This is a genomic window from Halomonas sp. SS10-MC5 (assembly GCF_015992245.1).
Classification (GTDB): domain Bacteria; phylum Pseudomonadota; class Gammaproteobacteria; order Pseudomonadales; family Halomonadaceae; genus Halomonas; species Halomonas sulfidoxydans.
The window spans coordinates 1,511,964-1,536,768 of the sequence record NZ_CP065435.1; the positions used below are offsets into that span (position 1 = coordinate 1,511,964).

21 protein-coding genes are annotated in these 24,805 nt (G+C 66.9%); 7 read left to right on the plus strand and 14 right to left on the minus strand.

Annotation, left to right across the window (positions count from 1 at the left end):
* Positions 1-50: 50 nt before the first annotated feature.
* Entirely contained in the window at positions 51-731 is a 681-nt protein-coding gene (locus tag I4484_RS07200) for a hypothetical protein (protein WP_234283523.1), read from the minus strand.
* 217 nt (positions 732-948) lie between these two features.
* On the opposite strand from I4484_RS07200, the gene katE reads away from it, so the two are divergent.
* Positions 949-3,099: a catalase HPII gene (gene katE / locus I4484_RS07205; RefSeq protein ID WP_197450293.1), complete on the plus strand. Its 2,151-nt coding sequence runs from the start codon at positions 949-951 to the stop codon at positions 3,097-3,099.
* A gap of 82 nt (positions 3,100-3,181) precedes the next feature.
* Here the strand turns inward: katE and gabT are convergent, their stop codons facing one another.
* Complete coding sequence (gene gabT / locus I4484_RS07210) at positions 3,182-4,474, minus strand: 4-aminobutyrate--2-oxoglutarate transaminase (RefSeq protein ID WP_197450294.1); 1,293 nt, start codon at positions 4,472-4,474, stop codon at positions 3,182-3,184.
* Positions 4,475-4,507: 33 nt separating this feature from the next.
* Entirely contained in the window at positions 4,508-5,953 is a 1,446-nt protein-coding gene (locus I4484_RS07215) for an NAD-dependent succinate-semialdehyde dehydrogenase (RefSeq protein ID WP_197450295.1), read from the minus strand.
* A 203-nt stretch (positions 5,954-6,156) separates the two neighbouring features.
* On the opposite strand from I4484_RS07215, the gene I4484_RS07220 reads away from it, so the two are divergent.
* Positions 6,157-8,622 carry a DUF1266 domain-containing protein gene (locus tag I4484_RS07220; protein WP_197450296.1) on the plus strand — a complete coding sequence of 822 codons (2,466 nt, stop codon included), beginning with the start codon at positions 6,157-6,159 and terminating at the stop codon, positions 8,620-8,622.
* 271 nt (positions 8,623-8,893) lie between these two features.
* Positions 8,894-9,478, plus strand: a complete 585-nt coding sequence (locus I4484_RS07225; protein ID WP_197450955.1) for a C40 family peptidase — start codon at positions 8,894-8,896, stop codon at positions 9,476-9,478.
* 83 nt (positions 9,479-9,561) lie between these two features.
* Here I4484_RS07225 and I4484_RS07230 read toward each other — a convergent pair whose 3' ends face one another.
* On the minus strand, positions 9,562-10,449 hold the full coding sequence (locus I4484_RS07230; protein WP_197450297.1) for a LysR family transcriptional regulator: 888 nt from the start codon (positions 10,447-10,449) through the stop codon (positions 9,562-9,564).
* 109 nt (positions 10,450-10,558) lie between these two features.
* Between I4484_RS07230 and I4484_RS07235 the strand changes: the two genes are divergently transcribed.
* The gene (locus I4484_RS07235) at positions 10,559-11,761 is read left to right on the plus strand and encodes an MFS transporter (RefSeq protein ID WP_197450298.1); all 1,203 of its coding nucleotides are present in this window, start codon (positions 10,559-10,561) and stop codon (positions 11,759-11,761) included.
* Here I4484_RS07235 and msrA read toward each other — a convergent pair.
* Entirely contained in the window at positions 11,747-12,367 is a 621-nt protein-coding gene (gene msrA, locus I4484_RS07240) for a peptide-methionine (S)-S-oxide reductase MsrA (RefSeq protein ID WP_234283522.1), read from the minus strand. The two genes, I4484_RS07235 and msrA, sit on opposite strands and share 15 nt — an antisense overlap.
* Before the next feature lie 108 nt (positions 12,368-12,475).
* On the opposite strand from msrA, the gene I4484_RS07245 reads away from it, so the two are divergent.
* Positions 12,476-14,710: an FAD-dependent oxidoreductase gene (locus I4484_RS07245; RefSeq protein WP_197450299.1), complete on the plus strand. Its 2,235-nt coding sequence runs from the start codon at positions 12,476-12,478 to the stop codon at positions 14,708-14,710.
* The gene (locus I4484_RS07250) at positions 14,703-15,329 is read left to right on the plus strand and encodes a CDP-alcohol phosphatidyltransferase family protein (protein WP_197450300.1); all 627 of its coding nucleotides are present in this window, start codon (positions 14,703-14,705) and stop codon (positions 15,327-15,329) included. Before I4484_RS07245 ends, I4484_RS07250 begins: the two co-directional genes overlap by 8 nt.
* 90 nt (positions 15,330-15,419) lie before the next feature.
* Here the strand turns inward: I4484_RS07250 and I4484_RS07255 are convergent, their stop codons facing one another.
* Positions 15,420-15,902 (minus strand): peptidylprolyl isomerase, encoded by a 483-nt coding sequence (locus tag I4484_RS07255; RefSeq protein WP_197450301.1) that lies wholly within the window; start codon positions 15,900-15,902, stop codon positions 15,420-15,422.
* Between the two features lie 209 nt (positions 15,903-16,111).
* On the opposite strand from I4484_RS07255, the gene I4484_RS07260 reads away from it, so the two are divergent.
* Entirely contained in the window at positions 16,112-16,396 is a 285-nt protein-coding gene (locus I4484_RS07260; protein ID WP_197450302.1) for a hypothetical protein, read from the plus strand.
* 113 nt (positions 16,397-16,509) lie between these two features.
* Here I4484_RS07260 and I4484_RS07265 read toward each other — a convergent pair whose 3' ends face one another.
* From I4484_RS07265 to mnmA, 8 genes are all read right to left on the minus strand, one after another.
* Entirely contained in the window at positions 16,510-16,977 is a 468-nt protein-coding gene (locus I4484_RS07265; RefSeq protein ID WP_197450303.1) for a glycine zipper 2TM domain-containing protein, read from the minus strand.
* Positions 16,978-17,256: 279 nt separating this feature from the next.
* Entirely contained in the window at positions 17,257-18,852 is a 1,596-nt protein-coding gene (locus I4484_RS07270) for an isocitrate lyase (protein ID WP_197450304.1), read from the minus strand.
* 387 nt (positions 18,853-19,239) lie between these two features.
* Positions 19,240-19,674 (minus strand): GNAT family N-acetyltransferase, encoded by a 435-nt coding sequence (locus I4484_RS07275; RefSeq protein ID WP_197450305.1) that lies wholly within the window; start codon positions 19,672-19,674, stop codon positions 19,240-19,242.
* A 3-nt stretch (positions 19,675-19,677) separates the two neighbouring features.
* Positions 19,678-20,850, minus strand: coding sequence for a cupin domain-containing protein (locus tag I4484_RS07280; RefSeq protein WP_197450306.1), 1,173 nt, complete (start codon positions 20,848-20,850; stop codon positions 19,678-19,680).
* 101 nt (positions 20,851-20,951) lie between these two features.
* Positions 20,952-21,515: a cob(I)yrinic acid a,c-diamide adenosyltransferase gene (locus I4484_RS07285; RefSeq protein WP_197450307.1), complete on the minus strand. Its 564-nt coding sequence runs from the start codon at positions 21,513-21,515 to the stop codon at positions 20,952-20,954.
* Positions 21,516-21,544: 29 nt separating this feature from the next.
* Complete coding sequence (purB, locus tag I4484_RS07290; RefSeq protein WP_197450957.1) at positions 21,545-22,909, minus strand: adenylosuccinate lyase; 1,365 nt, start codon at positions 22,907-22,909, stop codon at positions 21,545-21,547.
* A 59-nt stretch (positions 22,910-22,968) separates the two neighbouring features.
* Entirely contained in the window at positions 22,969-23,607 is a 639-nt protein-coding gene (gene hflD / locus I4484_RS07295; protein ID WP_197450308.1) for a high frequency lysogenization protein HflD, read from the minus strand.
* Positions 23,604-24,716: a tRNA 2-thiouridine(34) synthase MnmA gene (gene mnmA, locus I4484_RS07300; protein ID WP_197450309.1), complete on the minus strand. Its 1,113-nt coding sequence runs from the start codon at positions 24,714-24,716 to the stop codon at positions 23,604-23,606. Before mnmA ends, hflD begins: the two co-directional genes overlap by 4 nt.
* Between the last annotated feature and the right edge of the window lie 89 nt (positions 24,717-24,805).

A 24,805-nucleotide genomic window follows, 5' to 3' on the forward strand; every position in this document is an offset into this window, starting at 1 on the left:
AATCGGCCCGGGCAGTTGCCCGGGCCGATTCGTTCGTGATGAGTGTGGCATCAGAAGGTGTAGCTCACCCCCACGACCGCCACCGGGTAGATCGGCCACTCGTTGGCTTCGTCCTCGAGACGCTGCTCCTCCTGGCGGATCTCTTGACGCAGCTGGGCCGACAGCGGATTGTCCATGTCTTCGAATCCCTCCGAGGTTCTCAGCGACACGTCCGGATCGGTGGGGATCACGCCGATCTCGGCGAAGACGCCGAAGCCGCTGCGATGCGCCTGACGCCAGCCGAGGCCGGCGTAGGGCTGTACGCCGTCGACGAGGGTCGCCTTGCCATGCAGGGTACCCAAGAGTTCGGCATCGTAGGTGCGGCCATTGAAAGCATAGGACCCATTGCGTGGCCGGCCCACCACGTCGGCATCGATATCGGGCAGCATGAGGCCGGCGCTGAGGAAGAAACCGCTGGCGAAGGGGTAATAGTCCAGCGTCAGCTTGCTGGCCGCCAGGTTGACGTCACCGTCATAGTCGACGTCGTCGGTGCGGTAGTCGGTGTTCCAGTCCAGCCCGCCGGTATAGCGGGCAGAGACGCCCAGGCGTTCGCTGAAGCGCCACGCCAGGTCGGCGCCCGCGCCGGTGGTGCCGGCAACGGCACCCAGCGTCATGCGGCCATCCTGCGCATGCGCCTGGCTCGTGCCCAGCAGGCACAGGGCGATCAGGCCGGTGGTCGTCATCCTTTTCATCGACTCGCTCCTCGGTTTGCCATGGCTCGTGGCGGCGCGCCGCCTCGTTCGGCTAACCAGTATCGACCGCCACCGGACGGGGCATAACCCGATTAATGTTTTCTTTTGTTGCTATAGCCTGAGGCGATTGGCGACCCACGAGGGCGGGGCTACCTTTCAGGCGGAGCGCCACGTACACGAGGGAGGAAGGATCCACACTGGCTGAAGGAGCACGAGCATGGCGAACAATCCCTACACCACGCCCAACAGCGGCAAACCCAACGACACCGGCTTCAAGACCGACGCGAAGAGCAAGTCGGACAGCCTGGAGCAGTATCGCAGCGATGCCACCGGCCACGACCTGCGCACCAACCACGGCACCCGCATTGCCGACAACCACAACTCGTTGAAGGCGGGCGAGCGGGGGCCGACGCTGCTCGAGGACTTCATCTTCCGCGAGAAGCTCAACCACTTCGACAACGAGCGCATCCCCGAACGCATCGTGCACGCCCGCGGCGCGGCGGCGCACGGCTATTTCCAGCCCTACGACAACGCCGCTCAGTATTCCAAGGCGAGCCTGTTCCAAGACCCCGCGAAGAAGACGCCGGTGTTCGTGCGCTTCTCCACCGTCCAGGGCTCGCGCGGCTCCAACGACACCGTGCGCGACGTGCGCGGCTTCGCCACCAAGTTCTATACCGACGAGGGCAACTGGGACCTGGTGGGCAACGACATGCCGGTATTCTTCATCCAGGATGCGATCAAGTTCCCCGACTTCGTCCATGCGGTGAAGCCTGAGCCGCACAACGAGATCCCCCAGGGACAATCGGCCCACGACACCTTCTGGGACTTTGTCTCGCTGATGCCGGAATCGACCCACATGGTGCTGTGGACCATGTCCGACCGCGCCTTCCCGCGCCACTACCGCAACATGGAGGGCTTCGGCGTTCACACCTTCCGCCTGATCGACCGGCAGGGCAAGGCGCGCTTCGTCAAATTCCACTGGAAGCCGCTGGCCGGCACCTGTTCGCTGATCTGGGACGAGGCGCAGAAGCTATGGGGGCGCGACCCCGATTTCAACCGCCGCATGATGTGGGAGGACATCGAGAACGGCGACTTCCTGGAGTACGAACTCGGCATCCAGGTGGTCGAGGAGGAGGACGAGCACAGCTTCGACTTCGACCTCCTCGATCCGACCAAGATCATTCCCGAAGAGCAGGTGCCGGTCACGCCGATCGGCAAGATGGTGCTCAACCGCAACCCCGACAACTATTTTGCCGAGACCGAGCAGGTCGCCTTCAACCCGGCCCACGTGGTGCCGGGCATCGATTTCAGCAACGACCCGCTGCTGCAGGGCCGGTTGTTCTCCTACCTCGATACGCAGATGCTGCGCCTGGGCGGGCCCAACTTCCACGAGATCCCGATCAACCAGCCGGTGTGCCCGTTCCACAACAACCAGCGCGACGCGATGCACCGCCAGACCATCAACAAGGGCCAGGCCTCCTACGAGCCCAACTCCATCGACGGCGGCTGGCCCAGCGAGACCCCGGCGGCGCCCGAAAACGGCGGCTTCGAGTCCTATCAGGAGCGCGTCGATGGCCGCAAGATTCGCGCCCGCAGCCCGTCGTTCGGCGATCACTACTCCCAGGCCACGCTGTTCTGGAACAGCCAGACCGAGGTGGAGAAGGAGCACATCATCGCCGCCTACACCTTCGAGCTCTCCAAGGTGCAGCGCCCCTGGATCCGCGAGCGCGTGATCAGGGAGATCCTGCCCAATATCGATCTCGAGCTGGCCCGCCGGGTCGGTGAGAACCACGGTATCGAGGCGCCGAGCACCAAGCCGGCGCCGCCCGAGGAACTGGGCAAGAGCTCGCAGCTGGAGTCGCCCGCACTGAGCCTGATGGCGCGCCTGCCCGGCAATATCAGGTACCGCAAGGTGGCGATCCTGGTGGCTAACGGAGTCAATGGCGATCAGGTCGAAGCGCTCAAGAAAGCGCTCGAGGCCGAAGGCGCCCAAGGTATGGTGATCGCGCCGAGCATGGCGCCGGTAACGGCGGCTGGCGGTAATAGCGTGACGCCCGATGCCATGCTCAACGGCATGCCCTCGGTGGCGGTGGATGCGGTGGTCGTGCCCGGCGGCAGCGACAGCGTGGATGCGCTGGCTCGGTCGGGGCAGGGGCGCTACTACGTGCAGGAGGCCTACAAGCACCTCAAGGCGATCGCCGCCGTGGGCGAGGGCAAGCTGCTGCTGGATGCGGCGGACGTGCCCACCGGCGAGGAGGGCGTGCTGACCGCTGCCACGGTGGACGATGTCTTCGCGCCACTGCGCGACGCCATGGGGCAGCATCGGGTATGGGCACGTGACGCAAAAGCGAATGATATTCCAGCCTGATAGCCTATAGCGCTCGACGACACTCGTGAAAACGCCCGCCGGCATCGACTGCCGGCGGGCGTATTTTTTACTGCACGCAAGATCAGGCGGTGGCCTTGCTGCCGACCAGCTCCTTGAGCGCGGCTTCGACGATGTCCAGGCCTTCCTCGAGGATCTCGTCCTCGATGGTGACCGGCATCAGGAAGCGGATGGTATTGCCGTAGAGACCGCAGGAGAGCAGGATCAGCCCCTTCTCGCGGGCCTTCTTGCACAGCGCGGCGGCCAGGTCGGCATCAGGCGTGTGTTGGCTCTTGTCCGATACCAGGTCGATGGCCGCCATGGCGCCCATGTGGCGGGCGTTGTCGACGCAGTCGAAGTCGCTCTGCCACTGGCTGAAACGCTTGGCCAGCTTGTCGCCCAGGGCCATGCTCTTCTCGAGAATGTTCTCTTCCTCGAACACGTCGAGCACCGCCAGGGTGGCCGCGCAGGAGAGCGGGTTGCCGGTATAGGTGCCGCCCAGCGAGTTGGGGCCGGAGGCGTCCATCACCCGGTCGGTACCCACCACGGCGGAGATCGGCATGCCGTCGGCCATGCTCTTGGCCATGGTGATGATGTCCGGCTCGACGCCGCTGTGCTCGATGGCGAACAGCTTGCCGGTACGGCCGAAGCCCGACTGCACCTCGTCGACGATCATCAGCATGCCGTGCTCGTCGCAGATTTCGCGGATCGCCTTGAGGAAGCTGGCCGGGGCCGGGTAGAAACCGCCTTCGCCGAGCACCGGCTCGAGCACGATGGCGGCGGTGTCGCGGGGATTGGCGTCGGTCTTGATCGCCATCTTCAGGCCGCGGATCGCCTCGTCCTCGCTGACGCCGTGGTAGGGCACCGGATAGGGGGCGCGGAAGACGTTGCCCGGCATGCTGCCGAAGTCGCTGGCGTAGGGCGCGACCTTGCCGTTCATGGCCATGGTCATGAAGGTGCGGCCGTGGTAGCCGCCGTCGAAGCAGATCACGTTGTTCTTGCCGGTGGCGGCGCGGGCGATCTTGACCGCGTTCTCCAGCGCCTCGGCGCCGGAGTTGGCCAGCATCACCTTGGCGTGTCCACGCACGGGCGTGACCTGGCTCAGGCGCTCGGCCACCTTGACGTAGCCCTCGTAGGGCATCACGGTCTGGCAGGTGTGCATCACGCGGTCGAGCTGGGCCTTGACCGCTTCCACCACCTTGGGATGGCGGTGGCCGATGTTGAGCACGCCGATGCCGCCGGCGAAGTCGATGATACGATTGCCATCGGCGTCCCAGATCAGCGCGTTCTCGGCGCGGTCGGCGAACTGGGTGGCGGGGCTGGCGGCGCCGTTGGCCACGTAGCGCTGCTTGAGTTCGTTGAGCTGTGCGTTGTTCATCTTGCCTCCCTTCTGCTTGGACGTTGCGGGCGATCAAAGGCCGCCGACACAGACGTATTTTAGTTCAGTGAATTCATCCAGGCCGTGATGCGAGCCCTCGCGTCCCAGGCCCGACTCCTTGACGCCGCCGAAGGGCGCCAGCTCGGTGGAGAGAATGCCCTCGTTGACCGCCACCATGCCATATTCCAGCCCCTCCATGACATGCCAGATACGGCGGTAGTCGCGGGCGTAGAAATAGGCCGCCAGGCCGAATTCGGTGGCATTGGCCATGGCAATGGCCTGGTCGTCGCTGTCGAAGCGGAATACCGGCGCCAGTGGGCCGAATGTCTCCTCGCGGGCCACGCGCATCGCGTCGGTGACGTCGGCGATCACCGTGGGCTGGAAGAAGGTGCCGCCGAGTGCATGGGGCTCGCCGCCGCACACCAGCCGGCCGCCCTTCTCCAGGGCGTCGGCGATGTGGGACTGGACCTTGTCCACCGCGGCCGGGTTGATCAGCGGCCCCTGCACCACGCCGTCGTCGAGGCCATTGCCGACCTTGAGTTGAGCGACGCGGGCGGCAAGCTTGTCGACGAAGGCGTCATACACGCCGGACTGGACGAGCAGGCGGTTGGTGCACACGCAGGTCTGGCCGGAGTTGCGGTACTTAGATGCCACCGCCCCCTCGACCGCGGCGTCCAGGTCGGCATCGTCGAAGACGATGAAGGGCGCGTTGCCGCCGAGTTCCATGGAGGCCTTCTTGACCGTGCCGGCGCACTGCGCGAGCAGCCTCTTGCCCACCGGCGTGGAGCCGGTGAAGGAGACCTTGCGCACCCGCGGATCGGTGGTCAGCACCTCGCCGATCTCGGCGGGGCGGCTCGCCGTGACCACGTTGAGTACGCCGGCGGGGAAGCCGACGTCCTCGGCCAGCCTGGCCAGCGCCAGAGCGGTCAGCGGCGTGGCCTCGGCGGGCTTGATCACCACCGGGCAGCCGGCGGCGAGTGCCGGGGCGCACTTGCGCGTGATCATCGCCAGCGGGAAGTTCCACGGGGTGATGGCCGCGACCACGCCGATCGGCTCGCGAAAGACCAGGATACGCTTGTCGGCACCGTGGCTCGGCAGGGTCTCGCCCGCCATGCGCTTGGCCTCCTCGGCATAGAACTCGACGAACGACGCGCCGTAGGCCACCTCGCCGCGGGACTCGGCCAGCGGCTTGCCCTGCTCGAGCGTCATCAGCCGCGCCAGCGGTTCCTGATGGGCCATGATAGCGTCGAACCAGGCGCGCAGCAGGGAGGCGCGCTGCTTGGCCGGCAGGCGGCGCCAGGCCGGCCAGGCCGCTTCGGCCGCGGCCACGGCAGTGCGGGCATCGTCCGCGGTGAGGTCGGGCACGCGGGCCAGCGTCTCGCCGGTAGCGGGGTTGGTCACGCTGAAGCGGCGCTCGGCGTCGCACCACTGGCCGTCGATATAGGCCTTGTCGATGAAGATCTCGGCAGGAAGTGACATGGAGGCTCCGGGGTGTTGATTATCTTGTTTGGCGAGTGTGCATTATTTAAAACGTTTCGCCAAGCATCCGCTCGCCGGCCCGCAATGCTTTTTTTGCCGCCTAGAGCCATCGGCGTGCGCCGCGCTTTCCGCTACACTAGGCGCCGATTTCCCCGGTGCGGCAGTGCTGCATCATTCTCTGTGGTTGAACGTCGAGGTGAGACTTGGTCGATCCCCTTTACGCCTGGTGGGCTCAACAGCTGGTCCTGTGCGACTGGGCCTTCGAGCCCGAACCCGACACGATCGAGGTCCAGGCGGCCAGCGCCAGGTTGCAGGCGCTGGGCGTCAACGATCGCGGTGAGCTGGGCTGGCGTCTGGTCGAGGCCTTTGGCACCGGCACTGCCGACCCGGCACGCTTGTTGGCGGCGCTCGAGCTGCTCGCCCTGGCAGGATCGGCCGGCTGGCTCAGCGAATCGCGTCTGCGCAACTGGCTGGTGCGCTTGACCGACGAGATCACTCGCCAATACCCCAACCTGGAGAGCTGGCTCGGGGCGCTGCGACACGCCAAGAGTGCCGAGGGCTGGGTGCGCGGAGACGATGGCTTCTGGGAGGCCTGCGAGGCGTTGGCCGTGCTCGAACGTGACGGAGAGGGCGTGACCTGGGACACCCTGACCGAGTGGGTAGCCCTGCAGCGCCAGGACAAATCCCTCTCGCTCTGGCCCGATGCGCCCCACGCCCATGGCTGGCGCCTGCGGGCGGCCTTTGCCCCGGTGGTGGAAGTGCCGCCTGGCGAGGTGGATTGGCCCGACGCCAAGGAGTGGCTGTGGCGCTACTGGCAGATCGACGACCGCGCGGGGCTGGTGCAGAGCCTGCTGTGGCTGGCGGGCTATGGCCATCGCCAAGGCTGGGATCTCGATGCCACGCGCCTGCTGGCGGCCTCGGGCGACGAACGCCAGGCCTGGCTCGACGGGCTCGCCAGCGCCGAGCGCGACTACGGCCGGGTGCTGCTGGCCTTCATCGAGCGCGGTGAGCCGCTGGAATGGGCTGCCTGGGACTGGCTGCGGCTGGTCGACCTGGCCTGGGCCGGTGCCTGTGCGGGCTGGCTCGACGTGACCGAGGCCCGCGATTTCGCCAGCCATGGCGCCGACCTGGTGCTGCGCCGTTACAGCGACTGGTCGGCGCTGGCGCGGGCCTATCAGCGCGGCTGCAGCCTGTTCGAGGGGCAGGATCGATTGCCCGACATGCAGCGGGACTGGAATCTTCTGCTCAACTCGCCCGTCAGCCCCTGGCGGGCACCGCTGCAACAGCTGCTGAGCGAGGAGGAGCGGGAGTCATCGCGGCGTTCGATCCTGGCCTGGCGGCGCCCGCCGCGGCACTGGGTGCTGGCGCTGGCCTCGGTGCGCGAGCCCGAGTTCGGCATGCGCCAGGGGCCTCCCGTGGCGGTTGCCGTCGAGCGGCGTGGCGAGGCCCTGCGCTACCTCGACGAGACTCTCGGGCTCCACCCCGACGAGGGCGTGGAGGCGCTGGCTCGCTACTGGCTGCCGGCCCAGGCGCACCATCTCAACCAGCTGGCGGCCGACGCCGCCCACGGCGCTCTGCCCGCCGCCACCACCCCGTTTGGGCGGCCCGAAGCTGAAGATCGGGAAAGCCTCGTGGCGCTGAAGCAGGGCAGCCGCCATGCGGCGACCATCCACATGGCCGAGAAGTACGCCTTCTATCTCCAGATGGCCATGGACAGCGAGGCATTCGATGGCGAGGCGCTGGAGGCCCTGGCCGAGGCGCTGCGCGGCACGCTGTGTCGCTTCTACCCCGATGCCCGTCGTCTGCTTGAGGCCTGGTCGCAGTGGGAGCGCCTGTTGCCGGAAGGCGAGCATCCGCCGCTGATCAACGAGATCCGCTGGCACCTGGACGATCCGGGGAGTCCGTTTCATTGGCTCGACTGGCATTCGTCCCAGTGGCGCGAGCCCGGCCCGCGCCCGACACTGTCGCGCTTCACCGCCATGGCGCTGGTGGGCCCGCTCAACAGTGCCGCCTGGAGCGAGCCGCACGTCGAGAGCGAGCGGGAAGCGGTCTCGATTCGCGAGTGGATCGATGGCCACTACGGCCTGCACGGCGAAGCCGAACTGCACGAGTTCCTCGATTTCCTGCTCGAGGCGGGCGACCGCCAGGAGTACCAGATCAATTACGCTCCCTATACGCTCAATACCCAGCGGCTGGCCTCGGAGATCGCCATGCTGGAGAGCGGCGACTGCAGCGAGGAGGATCGCACCCACCTGCTGCGCCTGCAGCGGGTGCGCGACAACACCGATGGCTGCAACGAACTGGACATGACCGCCTGGGACGTGGCCCAGGCGGTGGACCTGGCGATTGCCGGGCGCCAGCTCGGCTGGCTGGATGGCACCGCTTTCAGCCGTGTGCTGGAGCGCGCCCATGCGCTGGCGGCAGAACACTACGGCAGTTGGGAGGCGTACGCCCGCGGCCTCTACGCCGGGTTCTCCTTCTTCATGGGCGAGACCTCCGAGCGCAAGAGCTTCCTCGACGGCTTTCGCCAGGCCTTGGTCGCGTGGCTCTCGGGAGCACCGCCGCTGGCCGGCCCCTGGGCGAGCCTGGATTTCCCCGGTGCCAGGCCGCGCCACTGGGCGCCGATGCATATCGACACGCTACCGGGCGACGTCAAGACGCTACATTAGGCTCGCCCTGATCAGGAAGTGTGGTTTATAGTCAGCGGGTTTGATGAGATGGCTTCCTGAGGGAAGCCTTCACGTGAATAATCGTCGCGAGCCGGCGCAAGGCCGCTCTGGCAGTGGTACGGGCAGCGAAATGGCCAGGCACCACTGCCACAGCGATCCTCCCCGAGTAGCAGGTAGGGCTTGTCGCCCGACCCGGGAGTGCGTGCGGCTCAGGGATAGAGGACCTTGCAAGATGTTGGCCACGGGATCGAGTCGTATCGCTGTGCTCGGTATGTCGCTGGCGTTGCTGTCCGGTTGTGCAGGGCCATCGACATCGTCGCTGGAAGCGCCGGACGACTACTTTGCACGACAGCTACCCGGCATGTCGTCTTCCTCCAACCCGATGATGTCCCCGGTGGACAACCCCATCCTGCGCGTGAGCAGTCTGCACAATCCGCCGCCCGAGCTGGTGCGCGAGGCGCTGCTGGCGCAGCACGAGCGCTGGGCCGGCACGCCCTACCGGATTGGCGGCACCGGCCGCAACGGGATCGACTGCTCCGCGCTGGTCCAGGCCATCTTCAGCGAAACCTTCCGCCTGCAGCTGCCGCGCTCCACCGGCGAGCAGGTGCGAGAGGGCACGCAAATTTCCCGCGATGAGCTGCAGATTGGCGATCTGGTCTTCTTCCGCCCGCCGGGGCGCTACGACCACGTTGGCATCTACGTCGGCGACGGCTATTTTCTGCACGCCTCCACCTCACAGGGGGTGATGCTCTCCGAGCTCGACAACAGCTACTGGCAGCGCTACTACTGGCAGGCGCGCCGGACCCTGGAGCCCACCACCCTGGCGCAGCGCGTCATCGAGCCCGACGAAGGCTGAGAAGCGCCTGCGCTCGGCGCTCTGCCCAGTTCCCATCCATCGCTCGCTAGCGTTAAAGACGCGTCAGCGCTGGCGCTTCGCTCTCACAAGACTTCGCGATGGGCGATGACGTACTCCACGAAGGCGCTTTCCGCCCGCGACAGGTAGGCGTCCCGCGCCCAGGCCAGCGACAGGTCGAGCCAGGCCGGGGTGTCGAAGGAGACCGCGGCCAGCTCCGGCTCGTCGACCACCCGGCGCAGGAAGGTGGTGATGCCGAAGCCCTGGCGCACGATCGCCTTGGTCAGGGGGATCAGGTTCGACTGGAAGGCGATGTTGGCGGCAAGGCCGGTCTGGCGTGAGAGCGCGTCGACGAACTCACGATGAAAGTAACCGTCCTGGAACAGCACCAGCGGCTCCTGGAAGAACTCGGAGGCATTCACGCGGCTGCGCCGCGCAAAGGGGTGCGAGCGCGGCACGCAGACCACCATCTCCTCCCGCGTCAGGTGGCGCCGTTCCAGATGGCGGCTCTGGTCGTCGTCGATGACCACGCCGAGGTCCAGCTCGCCGCCGGCAATCATGCTCTGCAAGCGCCGCGCGCCGGCCTCCACCACGGTCAGACGAATGCCCGGATGGCGCGCCTTGAATCCCATCAGCAGTGGCGGGAAGTAGTAGGAGCCGAGCATCGAGGGTATGCCGATGCGAACTTCGCCCTTGACCAGCCCATGCAGCTCGCGCATGGCCAGTTGGGCGGTCTCGGCGCGCGTCAGCAGCTCTCGGGCGTGGGCATACAGAGCCGTGCCCTCGGGCGTCAGCGCGATGCGTCGCTCGTGGCGGTGGAACAGCGTCAGCTCCAGCTGGCGCTCGAGGTTGGCGATGGTCTGGCTGACCGCCGACTGGGCCACGTGGAGCTCGCGAGCCGCGGCGCTGAAGCCGGCTCGGTCGGCGACGGTGACGAAGACCCGCAGGGCACGCAGGTCGAAGGGGAGGGACATGGTGCTCCTCGATAAGCTGAGCAGATGGTAGCCATCGTATAATTCTGTTTGGCTTATCATAAGCCATGCCCGATCATGTCCGACAGCTCCATTCCGCTCAGGTGGCCGCATGATCGTCGCTCGCTCCCGCGCCTGGTGGCGCGCCACCCTGGCGCTCTGCCTCGGCTCCATCCTGGTCTTCGTCAACCTCTACGCGCCGCAGCCGCTGCTGCCGGAGCTGCGTCAGCTGTATGGCGTGTCGACCCTGGGGGTCAGCCTGGTCATGTCGGTCGCCACGCTGTCGCTCGCCGGCGCGCTGCTGGTCTTCGGCCCGCTGTCCGACGCCATCGGCCGCGGCGGGATCATGCGCGTGACGCTGCTGCTCGCCGGGCTGTGCTCGCTGGCACTGGCCTTCGCCCCCACTTTCGAGACGCTGCTGGCGGTGCGCCTGGTGCAGGGCTTCGTGCTCGGTGGGTTGCCGGCGGTGGCCATTGCCTGGATGGGCGACGAGTTCGACCGCCCGGCGCTGATGGCGGCCGTAGGCCTCTACATCGGGGCCAATACTCTGGGCGGCATCGGCGGGCGGCTGATCGGCGGTGGCGTCGGCGAGATCGGCGGGGCCGGCGCCGGCTTCCTGACGGTGGGCCTGGTGACCCTGGCCGGGGTGGCGCTGTTCTGGAAGCTGCTGCCGGCGCCGCGTCAGTTCACGCCGCGCCGCTTCGAGCTGCGCGGTGCCCTGGCGGACCTGGGCGGGCACCTGCGCCACCCGCTGCTGTTGGCCGCCTACCTGCTGGGTGGCATCAACTTCCTGATCTTCATCAACCAGTACAGCTACATCACCTTCCGCCTGGCCGATGCTCCGTTCGGGCTGGGCGCCCGTTGGCTGGGCATGATCTTCCTCACCTACCTGGGCGGTACCCTGAGCTCGGCACTCTCGGGCCGCCTGACGCGGCACCTCAGCCAGCCGGCCTGCATGGCGCTGGGGGTGCTGATCCTGATGGGCGGCACCCTGATCACCCTGGCGGATTCTCTGGCCTGGATCGTCGCCGGGCTGACCATCAACGCGGTAGGCTTCTTCCTGGCCCACTCCATGGCCTCGAGCTGGGTCGGCCGCCAGGCGCAGCGGGCGCGGGGCAGCGCCTCGGCGCTCTACCTGGTCTTCTACTATCTGGGGGCGAGTCTCGGCGGTTTCTGGCTCGAGCCGTTCTGGCAGCGCGGGGGCTGGTTCGGCGTGGCCATCGGCTCCTGGCTGCTGCTCGGCGTCACGCTCGCCATCGCGCTGTGGCTATGGCGCAGCGAACGCTGTCCGGGGCGGGTGTCAATGGCCCGCTAGGCCGCCTGCCTCGTCGCCCCAGATCTCCTTCAGGCGCTCCTCGCGGCCGCAGGCCGACTTGTAGAAGTTGTAGCGCACGGGATTCTTGCGGTAGTAGTCCTGATGGGACTCCTCGGCGGGATAGAACGCCTCGAAATCGCTGATCTCGGTGACGATCTCCCTGTCGAAGCGCTCGGCGAGTTCGGCGCGCGTGGCCTCGGCCAGTTCGCGCTCCTCCGCGCTGGCGGTATAGATCACGCTGCGGTAGCTCTCGCCCTTGTCGCAGAACTGGCGATCGACGGCAAAGGGATCGACGTTGCGCCAGAACACGTGCAGCAGTTCGGCGTAGTCGACCTCGGCGGGGTCGTACTCCACCCGAACCACTTCGGCGTGTCCCGTGTCGCCGTCGACCACCTGGCGGTAGCTGGGGTTCTCGAGGTGGCCGCCGCTGAACCCGGACGTGGTCGAGACCACGCCCTCGACCTTGTCGAAGGCCTCCTCCACGCACCAGAAGCAGCCACCGCCGAACACGGCGCTGGCCGTCGCTTCGTCCGCGAGGCCCTTGCCGACGGGCATCACCAGTAGAAACGGTATCCACGGCAAGATGTTGCGTTTCCCGATCATCATGACCCACCTCGTTGCTGGCGTTGCAGAGTGTAAGGTTGGAAGCTGTCCGACGACACAGGTTCCGTATAACCTCTGTTTAAAGTGTACCTCCAATCCCGGGAGTCGCCCGTGAGGCATCGTCGTCTACTGCTCGTACTGGTACTGGTCGCCATCGTAGCCGCCTACTTTCTCAGCGGTGCCAACGAGGCGCTGACGCTGGCCAACCTGCAGGCCGAGCAGGTGCGCTTCCAGGCCTGGCTGGCCGATGATCCGCTCACGGTGGTGGGCGGTTTCATTCTCTTCTACGTGATCATGGCGGCGCTGTCGCTGCCCGGTGCCACGCTGTTGACCCTGCTCGGCGGCGCGCTGTTCGGGCTCGGCTGGGGGCTTCTGATCATCTCCTTTGCCAGCACCCTGGGCGCCACCCTGGCCGCCCTGATCGCCCGAACCCTGGCCCGGGGGCCGTTGGAGAGGCGCTTTGCCGTGCAACTCGAGCGCATCAATGCCGGGATCCGCCGCGAAGGCGCCTTTTACCTCTTCACCTTACGCCTGATCCCGCTGTTTCCCTTCTTCGTCATCAACCTGGTAGTGGGGCTGACGCGCATGCGCCTGTGGACCTTCTATTGGGTCAGCCAGCTGGGCATGCTGCCGGGCACGGCGGTCTACGTGAATGCCGGGCGCGAACTCGGCAACCTGCAATCGCTCTCCGGCGTCCTCTCGCCGGGACTGATCGGCTCGTTCGTGCTGATCGGCCTGTTTCCATGGCTGGCTCGCGGCCTGGTGGCCATTGCCAAGCGTCGGCGCCTGGCGCGCCGCTACCGCCGCCCGGCGCGCTTTGACTACGACATCGTGGTGATCGGCGGCGGCTCGGCGGGGCTGGTGGCAAGCTACATAGCGGCGGCAGTGAAAGCGCGAGTGGTGCTGGTGGAGCGTGACCGGCTGGGCGGCGACTGCCTGAACACCGGCTGCGTACCGTCGAAGGCGCTGATCCGCGCCTCACGGGTAGCCGAAGACATTCGCGGAGCCGGTCGCTATGGTATCCATGCCGGCGAGCCGCAGGTCGATTTCGGCGCGGTGATGGCGCACGTGCAGCGTGCCATACGCCAGGTGGAACCCCACGACAGCCGTGAGCGCTACGAGGGGCTCGGCGTCGAGGTACTGGCCGGCGAGGCCCGTCTCCTGGATCCGTGGCGGGTATGCGTGAACGGCGATACGGGCGAGCGAGTGCTCACCACGCGGCACGTGATCATCGCCAGTGGGGCGCGGCCGAAGGTGCCGCCCTTGCCCGGGCTCGAGGCCATTGAGATCCTGACGTCAGACAATCTGTGGCAGCTCGAGGCCCTGCCAGAGCGGCTGGTGGTGCTGGGCGGCGGCCCCATCGGCTGCGAGCTGGGCCAGAGCTTCGCCCGCCTGGGCAGCCGGGTGAGTCTGGTCGAGATGGGGCCCCAGCTGCTGCCCCGCGAGGACCACGATGCTGCCGATACGCTGCGGTTGCGGCTCGAGCAGGATGGGCTGGAGCTATGGCTCGACACCCGCGCCGTGCGCGTGGTACCGAACGCGGATGCCGATGGTGGCCATGCGCTGGAGGTGGAGCGTCGCCTGGCCTCGGGCGAAGCCGAAGTGCATCGGCTGCCCTTCGATCGCTTGCTGGTCGCGGTGGGGCGCCAGGCCAATGTGGCCGGCATGGGGCTCGAGGCGTTGGGCGTCGAAACGCGTGCGGACGGCACCCTGGCCGTTGACGAGAGCCTGCAGAGCGTGCTGCCCAACGTCTGGGCCTGCGGCGACGTGGCCGGCCCCTTCCAGTTGACCCACGCCAGCGGCCACCAGGCCTGGCATGCCGCGGTGAATGCGCTGTTCGGCGAGCTCAAGCGCTTCCGCGTCAGCTACCGGGCGCTGCCGGCAGTGACCTACACCGAGCCGGAGGTGGCGCGGGTGGGGCTCAGCGAGGGCGAGGCGCGCGCCCGCGGCATCGACTTCGAGGTGACCCGCTATGAACTGGCAGAGTTGGACCGCGCCATCGCCGAGGGCCGGGCCGAGGGTTTCGTCAAGGTACTGACGGTGCCGGGAAAGGATCGCATCCTCGGGGCGAGCGTGGTGGGGCAGGGCGCCGGCGAGCTGCTGGCCGAGTTCACCCTGGCGATGACCCACGGCCTCGGCCTGAACAAGCTGCTGGGGACGGTGCACCCCTATCCCACCTGGTCGGAGGCGGCCAAGGCCACGGCAGGAGTATGGAAGAACGCCCACAAGCCCGAGCGTCTGCTGGGCTGGCTCGAGAAATACTTCGCCTGGCGCCGGGGAGCCGTGGCGGCGGGGGCCGAGACACCACGGGAGACCAAGGGGGAGACGAGGAGGCAGGATGCTTGACCGCTGGGCCATGCCGCTGACGCAGGCGCCGCTGGCGCTCATCGCCCGGCGACTCATGCGCTGGGGAACCCGGCCCGACCAGGTCACCCTGGTGGCCTTCGGCATCGGCATGCTCAGCCTGCCGCTGTTGGCCCTGGAGTGGTACCTGGCGGCGCTGGTGGCGATCCTTCTCAATCGCCTGGGTGACGGGGTGGACGGCGCCCTGGCCCGGCTCGCGGGCCGTGCCAGCGATGCCGGCGGCTTTCTCGACATCGGCCTCGACTTCGTCTTCTATGCGGCCGTGGTGCTCGGCTTCGCGCTGGCCGACCCGGATGCCAATGCGCTGGCAGCGGCCTTCCTACTGTTCGCCTTCATCGGCACCGGCACCTCGTTCCTGGCCTTCGCCATCATGGCGACCCGCCACGGACTCGAGCGCCCGCGCTTCCAGCAGAAGGCCTTCTACTATCTGCACGGCCTGACCGAGGGTACCGAGACCATCCTGGCCTTCGTGCTCTTCTGCCTGCTGCCGAGTCACTTCGCCTGGCTGGCCACGCTCTTCGCCGTCGCCTGCCTGATCACCACCTTCACCCGGCTATGGGGAGGCTATCGCACCCTGCGCGGCCTCGAGGTGAAGGGTTAGGCGCCGCCGAGCCCATAGGCCAGGACCCGAACGACAGAAGGGGCAGCCTTGGCTGCCCCTTCGGAACCGCTCGCACGAGGACTCGACGACTCAGTGCTCGACGCCGCCTTCACCGTGCACGTGGCCGTGCTCGATCTCTTCCTGGCTGGCTTCGCGCACGTTGGAGATCTCGACGTCGAAGTTGAGCTTCTGCCCGGCCAGCGGATGGTTACCGTCGACCGTCACGGTATCGCCTTCCACCTTGGTCACGGTGACCATCAGCGGGCCGCCCTGGGTCTGGGCCTGGAACTGCATGCCCGGTTCCACGGACTCGACGCCCTGGAAGGCGTCACGCGGCACTTCCTGGACGAGCTGGGGTTGAACCTCGCCGTAGCCCTCTTCGGGAGAGACGGTCACGTTAAGCTTCTCGCCGGCCTCACGGCCTTCGAGCTGTTTCTCGAGCCCGGGAATGATGTTGCCGGCGCCGTGGAGATAGGTCAGCGGCTGACGGCCTTCCGAACTGTCCAGCACCTCACCTGCATCGTTGGTCAGGGTATAGTGGAACGCGACAACGGAATTCTGCGCAATCTGCATTGATGAACCTTTCGGTGAGAGCATGTAGACACTATGGTAACGCGCGACATCCGCACTGTCAGGGGGGATGCGTTTTTTTCAGCTTGCCGAGCCTTGCCCTGAGCGTCATTCACGCCTTTTGGCGTGGTTGCGCCCTCATGGCCCCACGGCTACCCTAGCGGGATTCCTTTCCTGTCCGATCCTAGCCAACCTCTGCCTGGAGCGAATCCATGACCGAAATCGTGATCTGGTTGATTGCCTTTGTCCTCATCCTGTTCTTCAGCATCAAGATGTGGGAGACGTCCGTCAGCGCTGGTTTGAACAAGGTGATCCCGCGCGTCATCAAGAGCGACGACGACAACCGCTGGGTCTGGTCCGTGGCGCTCGCCGTGCTGGGTGCCACGACGCTGGTGCGCCCCATCGACATGCTGCTCACCGCGATCGTCATTGCCGTGTTGGCGTTGATCGTCAAGAAGGTGGCCGGCTGGGCCATGGGCAAGGCCAACTTCCACTGAGAAGCGGCTGGCCGCCTGGATTGGCGGCCGACATGTAGAGAGGGCCCGCAGCAGGCTGCGGGCCCTCTCGTATTTTCGCGACGGGGGCTGTAGCGGCCCTCGTGCAGCCGGACTCAGTAAGGCGCCACGCTGACGTTGGCGCCGCTGCCGATCATGCGCACGCGCTGGCCGACCTGATAGGGGCGATCGGCTTTCTGCACGATCACGACGTTCTGGCCGTCGTCACGTCGAATCTCCATTTCCCAGGCGCGCACGCGGTTGGCCGACTCCTCTGCGGCGCTACCCGCCACGGCGCCGCCGATGACGCCCGCGGCGGTGGCCAGCTGGCGGCCCGAACCGCCGCCCACCTGGTTGCCGAGCAGCCCGCCGATCACGGCCCCGCCGCCGGTGCCGATGATGCCGCCCATGCGGCTGTCGGCCTGGATCTGCACCTGGCGCAGCGCGGTGATGGTGCCGAAGGTCACGGTCTGGGCGGTTCCGGCCTGGTTGCCGCGGTAGACGTCACCGCCCATGGTCGAGGTGTTGGCACAGCCGGCCAGGGTCAACATGCCAATGGCCAGCACGGGAACAAGACGCTTCATGTACACCTCCTGAGGCAAGGCATGCCCGTCCTGTGGCATCGCCGTTACCGGGTTATGGAAACAGTGTTTGCTAACTAGCTTAACCAGCCATGCCACATTTGACCAGCACTGGATGACGGGGTGCCGTGCTTCGCTGCGTCAAAGTCGGCAAAAAACAAGGAAGATGTGACGCCCCCGTTTCCGGCCGGGTGGCGAGCAGAATATAGAGCAGGGCCATGACGAAAAAAGGGAGGCGCGAGGCCTCCCAAGGGTTCCAGTCGTTCTACCGTGTCGCCATGCTCAGCCGAACTGGTTCATGGTGTTGTCCTTGCCGCCGGCCTTGAGTGCCGCTTCGCCGTGGAAGAACTCCTTGTGGTCGTCGCCGATGTTGGAGCCGGCCATGTCCTGGTGCTTGACGGTGGCGATGCCTTCGCGGATCTCGCGGCGCTGTACGCCCGCCACGTAGGCCAGCATGCCCTCGTCGCCGAAGTAGCCCTTGGCCAGGTTGTCGGTGGACAGGGCGGCGGTGTGGTAGGTCGGCAGCGTGATCAGGTGGTGGAAGATGCCGGCTTCGCGCGAGGCGTCGCGCTGGAAGTTCTGCGTCCATTCGTCGGCCAGCTTGCCAAGCTCGGTGTCGTCGTACTCGGCGCTCATCAGCTTGGCGCGATCGTAGGCGGAGACGTCCTTGCCTTCCTTCTCCCAGGCGTCGAACACCTGCTGGCGGAAGTTCAGGGTCCAGTTGAACGAGGGCGAGTTGTTGTAGACCAGCTTGGCGTCCGGCACCACTTCGCGGATGCGGTTGACCATACTGGCGATCTGGCCGACGTGGGGCTTCTCGGTCTCGATCCACAGCAGGTCGGCGCCGTTCTGCAGGCTGGTGATGCAGTCCAGCACCACGCGGTCCTCGCCGGTACCCGGCTTGAACTGGTAGAGGCCGGAGGCCAGGCGCTTGACCTTGACCAGCTTGCCGTTCTGCTTGATCACCACGTCGCCGTTGTCGATGTCGGAGGCGGAGGTGATCTCGTCGCCATCGAGGAAGCTGTTGTACTGGTCGCCCAGGTCGCCCGGCTCCTTGGTCACGGCGATCTTCTGGGTCAGTCCGGCGCCCAGGGAGTCGGTGCGGGCGACTATCACGCCGTCTTCCACGCCCAGCTCGAGGAAGGCGTAGCGCACGGCATTGATCTTGGCCAGGAAGTCCTCGTGAGGCACGGTGACCTTGCCGTCCTGGTGGCCGCACTGCTTCTCGTCGGAAACCTGGTTCTCGAGCTGGATGCAGCAGGCGCCCGCTTCGATCATCTTCTTGGCCAGCAGATAGGTGGCCTCGGCGTTGCCGAAACCGGCATCGATATCGGCGATGATCGGCACCACGTGGGTCTCGTGGTTGTCGATCTTGGCGATCAGCTCGTCGGCCTTGGCCTTGTCACCCGCCTTCTGGGCGGCTTCCAGGTCACGGAACAGGTGGTTGAGCTCCCAGGCATCGGCCTGACGCAGGAAGGTGTAGAGCTCCTCGATCAGGCTCGGCACGCTGGTCTTCTCATGCATGGACTGGTCGGGCAGCGGGCCGAACTCGGAGCGCAGGGCGGCGACCATCCAGCCGGAGAGGTAGAGGTAGCGGCGCTTGGTGGTGCCGAAGTGCTTCTTGATCGAGATCAGCTTCTGCTGGCCGATGAAGCCGTGCCAGCAGCCCAGCGACTGGGTGTACTGGGCGCTGTCGGCGTCGTAGGCGGCCATGTCCTCACGCATGATCTTGGCGGTGTAGCGGGCGATGTCGAGACCGGTCTTGAAGCGGTTCTGGGCGCGCATGCGGGCGGCATTCTCGGGGCTGATGCTCGCCCACTTGCCCTGCTGGGCCTCGCGCAGTTGAGCCAGTGCCTTGATGTCGTCTTTGTATGACATGGTGCCATCCTTCCGATCTGAGGTGGGGTCGTCGGCTTCGATTGCCATGCGGCGGCGCTCGCTGCCTCGTCGGTCGCTTGAAGCTGCATCGGGCCGGCCGGGCCGGGTTATGCTGCAGCTGCGAAGTGTTACCAGATTCAACCAGCTGACAGGGATTGTCTCTACGGCCTTGGTCGAATCCGAGTCGGCGTTAAAACGGATCGGGTCGGGAGTTTTTTCGCTTGCTACCGAACAGGTGTTTTAACGCTGTCATGACACCACTATGCCCGTGCCTCCTGGTCTGGACAATCATCACTTGGGGGAAAGAAGGGTTGTAGTTCGACTACAGGAGCAAACGTTCGGCACCTTTTCCTGTAGTCGAATTTCGCCGGAAGGAAGCTTGGGCCACTAACGATCTTTCAGGGTAAGGCGCATGTTGCGGTGCGGAATTCCGGCGTCGAGGAAGACCTCGCCGAACGCCACGAAGCCCAGGTTCTCGTAGAAGGCGAGGGCATGGGTCTGGGCGGCCAGTTCGACCCGGTCATGACCCAGGCGGTGCGCCGCCTCGATGGCGGCCCGCATCAGCGCCGCGCCGACGCCCAGGCCGCGCGCTTCGCGCAGCACGGCCACACGGCCGATATGCCCGTCGGGCAGCAGCCGGGCGGTGCCGAGGGGCGCCTCGCCGCGCAGGGCGAGGAAGTGGCGGCACGCGTCGTCGCGACCGTCCCACTCCTCTTCCAGGGGCACCTGCTGCTCCTCGATGAAGACCACGCGGCGGATCTCGCCGGCCTGGTCACCGAGCTCGGCCCAACTGCCTTCGTGTATCTCGATGGGGTCGTCCACGCGTTACTCCTCCTCGTCGGGCCAGGTCAGGCTGCCGGCATCGAGCAATGTGGCAAACAGCTCGGCGGCTCCCTCGTGCGCCAGTAGTTCAGCATCGAGAGGAGTCTCCGAGGCCACGGCCCGAGCCAAGGGCAGGGTGCATTCGACTCCGTCGCCGTCGGCGAAGAGGGTGGCGCGATGCTCGCCCAGGGCACGCCAGGCGAAGCGCGAGCCGGGGCTGCGCAGGAGTTCCTCCCCCTCCTGTAGTAAGGCGACAAGCTCATCGACGTCCGTCGGGGCCTCGCTGGGCACCAACTGGTCGACGTACTTGGGCTGGGTCATCACCCGGCCGAACCACTGGGCGAGCTGGACCGGGTCGTCGAGGGTGGCCAGGATCAGGTGGCGCATGCGCTCGAGCGCGGCATCGTCGAGCTCCGTCGGGTCGGCGGGCGGCGCCATGCCGGCATCGGCGTAGCGCAGCGAGGGGGGCAACTGCTCGCCGAGGTAGTCGGCGAAGGAAGTGATCGCTTCGTCCGCCGAAGGCGCGCGGAAACCCACCGAGTAGGTCATGCAGTCGTCGGACTGGCTGATGCCGTGATGCGCCCAGCCCGGTGGCAGGTAGAGCATGTCACCCGGCTCCAGCACCCAGTCGTCGCCGGGTTCGACCTCGAAGCGCTCGAGGATGCGCAGATCGATGCCGGGAATGATCGGGGCGTCGTCGGACACCTTGCCGCCGAGCTGCCAGCGACGCCTGCCGAGGCCCTGGATCAGGAACACGTCGTACTGGTCGACGTGGGGGCCGACGCTGCCACCCGGCGGGGCGTAGCTGATCATGACGTCGTCGAGCCGCCAGCGCGGCAGGAAATCGAAATGGTCGAGCAGTTCGGCCACCTCGGGCACGTAGTGGTCCACGGCCTGCACCAGCAGGGTCCAGTCGCGCTCGGGCAGCTCGCCGAACACGGCCTCGTCGAAGGGGCCATGGCTGACCTGCCACGGGCCGTCGGGTCCTGCCTCTTCCACCAGGCGTGCCTCGACGCCCTCCTCGCAGGCGAGCCCGGCCAGTTCGTCGGGGTCGAGAGGGCTCTCGAAGTCGTCAAGGGCACCGCGGATCAGCAGCGGCTGGCGCTGCCAGTAGTCACGCAGGAACTCGGCAGGCGTGAGGCCACCGAGCAGGCTGAGAGGGGCGTTGCTTGGCATGGTGTCTCGCTATTCGGCAGAAGGCACGAAGAGCCGCAGGGGCGCCGTTGGCGGCCCTGCGGGGGAAAGGGATAATGGTAGCGTATCGCGGCGTGCGGGGCTCAGCGGTTGGCGCCGGGCACCCAAAGCACGTCGCGCTCGCCGTTGCCGTTGGCCCGCCGCGCGAGCACGAACAGCAGGTCGGAGAGCCGGTTGAGGTAGCGCAGCACCTCGGGGTTGACCGTCTGCCCGGTCATCAGTGCCGTGACCTCGCGTTCGGCGCGTCGGACCACGGTGCGCGCCAGGTGCAGGTGAGCGGCCAGCGGCGTACCGCCCGGCAGGATGAAGGAGCGCAGGGTGGCGAGCTCGGCGTTGCAGGCGTCGATTCTGCCCTCGAGATACTCCACCTGGGCCGTCGTGACCCGCAGCGGCGGGTACGCCGGCGCCTCCTGCTCCGGCGTGCACAGGTCGGCGCCGACGTCGAACAGGTCGTTCTGTACTCGGGCCAGCAGGTCGTGCAGCTCGCCCTCGGCGTGAAGCTGAGCCAGGCCGATGACGGCGTTGCTCTCGTCCACGCTGCCGAAGGCCTCGACGCGCGGGTCGTGCTTGGCCACGCGCGTGCCGTCGCCGAGGCCGGTGTCGCCCCTGTCGCCGGTGCGGGTGTAGATCTTGGTCAGCTTGACCATGGCGGCACCCTCCTCAGTGGCCGTTGGGATCAGAGCCGGCGGGCCTGGGCCTCGGCGTTGCCGACGTAGGTGGCCGGCGTCAGCGCCTTGAGCTCGTCCTTCACCTCGGCCGGCAGTTCGAGCGTGTCGATGAAGGCGGCAAAGCCGGCCTGGTCGATGCGCTTGCCGCGGGTCAGCTCCTTGAGCTTCTCGTAGGGCTTCTCGATGCCGTAGCGGCGCATCACCGTCTGGATCGGCTCGGCGAGCACCTCCCAGCTGGCGTCGAGGTCCTCGGCCAGGCGCGCCGGGTTGGCCTCGAGCTTGCCGATGCCCTTGAGCGCCGCGTGATAGGCGATCAGGCCATAGGCCAGGCCGACGCCGAGGTTGCGCAGTACGGTGGAGTCGGTGAGGTCGCGCTGCCAGCGTGAGATTGGCAGCTTCTGCGCCAGATGACCGAGAACGGCGTTGGCCAGGCCCAGGTTGCCCTCGGAGTTCTCGAAGTCGATGGGGTTGACCTTGTGCGGCATGGTCGAGGAGCCGATCTCGCCGGCCACGGTCTTCTGCTTGAAGTAGCCCAGCGAGATGTAGCCCCACACGTCGCGGTCGAAGTCGATCAGCACGGTGTTGAAGCGGCAGATGGCGTCGAACAGCTCGGCGATGTAGTCGTGAGGCTCGATCTGGGTGGTGTAGGGGTTGAAGGCCAGCCCCAGGCCCTCGACGAAGGTACGCGCGTTGGCCTCCCAGTCCACGTCGGGGTAGGTCGCCAGGTGAGCGTTGTAGTTGCCCACCGCCCCGTTGATCTTGCCCAGGATCTCGACGCTCTCGATCTGCTTCAGCTGGCGGCGCAGGCGGTAGGCGACGTTGGCCATCTCCTTGCCCAGCGTCGTCGGAGTTGCCGTCTGGCCGTGGGTGCGCGAGAGCATCGGCAGGCCGGCATGCTCCTGGGCCAGACGCGCGACCTCGTCGGCTACCTGGTGCATCACCGGCAGCAGGGTCTTGAGGCCGTCGGCGAGCATCACGCCGTGGGAGAGGTTGTTGATGTCTTCGCTGGTGCAGGCGAAGTGCACGAACTCGGTGATCGCGTGCAGCTCGGGTTGTGCGGCGATCTTCTCCTTGATGAAGTACTCCACTGCCTTGACGTCGTGGTTGGTGGTGCGTTCGATCTCCTTGATGCGCTCGGCGTCGGCCAGCGAGAAGTCGCGAATCATGGCCTCGAGAAAGGCGGTGGCCTCGGCGGAGAGCGGCGGCACCTCGACGATGCCGCCCTGCTCGGCGAGACGCTGCAGCCAACGGATCTCGACCGTGACGCGGGCGCGGATCAGGCCGAACTCGCTGAAGTGCTCGCGCAGCGCTTCGGCCTTGCCGGCGTAGCGGCCGTCGACGGGGGAAAGGGCGGTAAGAGCGGTGAGGGGCAGGGAAGCGGCTTGCATGATCGTTGTCCGGTGCGTGTAGGAGTGAAAGGGAAAAGCAGGCATCAGCCCAGCTGGTCCAGGGCCTTCCTGAGGGCGCTGCGCTGGAACACCAGCTTCCAGCGCCGGCCGCCCTGCTGGTGCCAGAGCAGGGCGAAACGGATGCCGCCGAGCAGGATGGCACGCACCCGTTCGGGCATCATGCGGCTCTGCAGCATCGAGGGGTCGCCCTGCACCACGATGCGCGTCTTCAGGGTCGAGAGCGTCTCCTGGTAGGCCTCGCCGAGGCTGGCAATGACGTTCTCGTGGGTGGCGCCGAAATGCTCGGCCTGGCCCTGGATGCGACTCAAGTGGCGACCGAGCGTGCTCATCATGTCACTGTCGCTACGCAGCTTGTTCATCAGCAGCAGCAGCGAGAAACCGTAGCGCAGCACCACCGGGTTGGCCTGCGTGCGCCCCACCACGGCCTCGAGCACCTCGAGGCCGCGGCGCAGGTTGTTGGGGTGGCCGCCGTAGATCGCCTCGAAGCTTTCGGGATCGGTATCCAGGGTGGCGCGAATCAGGGTCTCCCAGGGGCGGGTGTCGACCTGGCCGGTGCGGGCCAGTTCGTCGACCAGGCTGGCGGCCTGGAACACGCCGGCCAACGCCAGGGCCTGACGCGCCGTGGCGGAGTCGGGGGCGCGATGGATGGGGGTGGTGTTCATGCGCCGGCCTCCGTGGCGTTCCAGGTCTCGCGGATCACGCCGCCGCCGAGGCAGATCTCGCCGTCATAGAGCACCAGCGACTGGCCGGGCGTGACGGCGCGCTGAGGGTCAATGAAGCGAACCTCGACGCCGCCATCCGCGCGCGTGCGCATATGACAGGGCACGTCGCCCTGGCGGTAGCGGGTCTTGGCGGTATAGCGGCCCTCGGCGGCGGGCGGCTCGCCGGCCACCCAGTCCATCGCCTCGGTGGCCAGCGAGTCGGTGTAGAGCAGCGGGTGATGCTTGCCCTGCACGGCGATCAGCACGTTGCGCTCGAGGTCCTTGCCCGCCACGTACCACGGCGCCTCGGGATGGTTGGCCAACCCGCCGATGCCGAGCCCCTGGCGCTGCCCCAGGGTGTAGTACATCAGCCCCATGTGCTCGCCGATGGCCTCACCTTCGGGCGTTTCGATCACCCCCGGCTGGGCCGGCAGGTACTGCTGCAGGAAGTCGCGGAAGCGTCGCTCGCCGATGAAGCAGATGCCGGTGGAATCTTTCTTGCGTGCGGTGGCCAGGCCGTGACGCTCGGCGATGGCGCGCACCTCGGGCTTCGCCAGTTCGCCCACCGGGAACAGCGTGCGGGCGATGGCGGCCTCCGGCACGGCGTGCAGGAAGTAGCTCTGGTCCTTGTTGGCGTCGAGCCCCTTGAGCAGGCGCGGGCGGCCGTCGCGCACGCCGCCGCGCACGTAGTGGCCGGTGGCGATCTTCTCGGCACCGAGCATCTCGGCGTACTCGAGGAACACCTTGAACTTGATCTCGCGGTTGCACAGGATGTCGGGGTTCGGCGTGCGTCCGGCCTGGTACTCGGCCAGGAAGTGCTCGAACACGTTGTCCCAGTACTCGGCGGCGAAGTTGGCGCTGTGCAGCTTGATGCCGAGCTTCTCGCACACGGCCTGGGCATCCGCCAGGTCGGCCTTGGCGGTGCAGTACTCGGTGCCGTCGTCCTCGTCCCAGTTCTTCATGAACAGGCCTTCGACCCGATAGCCCTGCTCGAGCAGCAGCAGGGCGGAAACGGAGGAGTCGACGCCGCCGGACATGCCGACGATCACCTTGCCTGAGGTGGCGGTCATGGACGCTCTCGGGATTGAGTGGTTCGCAAATGGGCGGGGATTATACCTCATGTTGTCGCATGGCTCATCTGCCGAGAGGCTGCGCAAAG